Annotated in this window: 2 protein-coding genes; both read right to left on the bottom strand. The window is 39.1% G+C overall.

The genetic code is table 11. The annotated features are described in order from the left end of the window. The coding region (locus CP367_RS09425; protein WP_098043556.1) for an RNA-guided endonuclease TnpB family protein at window positions 1–1,195 on the bottom strand (1,195 nt) is incomplete at its 3' end. A gap of 30 nt (window positions 1,196–1,225) precedes the next feature. Further along, on the bottom strand, window positions 1,226–1,733 hold a 508-nt coding region (locus CP367_RS09430), incomplete at its 5' end, for an IS607 family transposase (RefSeq protein ID WP_098043557.1).

A 1,733-nucleotide genomic window follows, 5' to 3' on the forward strand; every position in this document is an offset into this window, starting at 1 on the left:
TAGGATTATAACAGACAAACTCGTTATGCTTGGTGCCATGCTTTTTATTGCCCTGCAGCGTGATCTTTTCATCGCCTTTTTTGACCAAGCCGCATGCTGCGCATCTTTGCGTTGATGGATATAGCTTGTTGGCAATAATCAGTTCTTTACCATACCATTCGCATTTATATGTTAAAAGCTTTCTAAACAAGCCAAACATGCTTCGATGCATGCCTTTTGAAGCCACATGGCTCATAAGCATGCCTTTGACTCCCAGATCTTCAATCGCTATTTGATCGTAATTGTTTACCAGTTCAGTAGTAAATTTATGCATTAAATCCGTTTGAATGTTTTGGGCACGCTGATAGGATGCCTGAAGCTTGATTCTCGTCTTCAAGTATTTCTTGCTTTGCGCACCTTTAATTCTACCGTTGACTGTTCGCTTCTTTGCCAGCTGCTTTTGATAATGCTTTATTTTGCTGTATGTTTTGGTCAAAGACTTAGGAATAATCAAAAGCTGACCATCTTCATAATTGAAATGGCCTACGTTTATATCTACCCCGGTCGCTTTGCCTGTTTTCTTTTTGACTTCGAACCTATCTTTGGGGATCTTATATGGAATTGCCACATAATACCTATCCCTTACTCGATAGAAAGACATTGTTCCTGTAGGATAATCAAAAGGCTTTTCTGACAATTTTATTGGTTGCCAATTTGCTTTCAACCCTTGAGGCTTTTCCAAAACCAGCTTGCCATTAACAATTCTAGCTTGGTCGCTCTTGAAGCCTTGCTTGGGAGCCCGCTTAGATTTAAATTTAGGCTTGCCCCAATCTTTTTGAGCCTTATTGAAAAAATTTTGCCAGGCTTTGCCCAAATCCTGTACGGCTAGCTGCAATAGATGGGCTGAATAGCTAAATTGCCAGTCTTCTTTTTCTGCCACTAGTTTATTCCTGATGGCTTTCCAATTAGGCGCAGGATAGCTGGCAAGCATTTCTTCTTGTTCGGCAGTAAATTTGCGTTGACTCTTGGGCTTTCGCAGTTCAGCTTTGATCTCTTTATCAAGCATCAGCTGCCTAATATCGTATTCGTCATTCCACAAAGCCAAGGCTTCATTCCAGCAGAATCTCCGATAATCGCAATTGCGATCAAAAACAGCCTTCATCTGTTTGTTGGGAAACAGCTCATAGGATTTGGTTTTTATATAGTATTCTGGCATTTTATCCACCTCCTTTTATAGATGCATCGCTTATTCTTTTAAATTAGGATCGTTCTTTATTTTGTTTTTATACCTTCTCAGTCCATAAAGACGGCATGAAAAAACATGAATAACGCTAATTAAGTCTTCCACTAGCTCCTTATCTGGCGAAGTATCCTCATTGTTTAAGACGATTATCTTACAGTCATGCCAAGCACAAAATTCTTGAAAGAACTTAAAGCCAAAACGGATAAAGCGATCTTCATAAGTAACGTAGATCTCTTTAATCTGATTTGCATCGATGTCTTTGATCAACTTAAGCCATTTAGGACGTTTATAGTTTAAGCCCGATCCAATATCTGAGATATATTCATCGGCGATAATGCCTCTAGCATTCAAGAATTGCCTTAAAAAAGCAACTTGATCTTTTAAATCGTCTTTTTGCCCATTGGAAGATACCCGCGCGTAAGCCACAATTTTGCGTTTATCAATGGGCTCGTTATGATCAAGGCCTAAATACTGATCAAGCTCTGATTGATAGTAAAATCGTCTGTTGTTA

The sequence above is a fragment of the Lactobacillus sp. UMNPBX16 genome (assembly GCF_002553775.1).
In the GTDB taxonomy this organism is placed as follows: Bacteria; Bacillota; Bacilli; order Lactobacillales; family Lactobacillaceae; genus Lactobacillus; species Lactobacillus crispatus.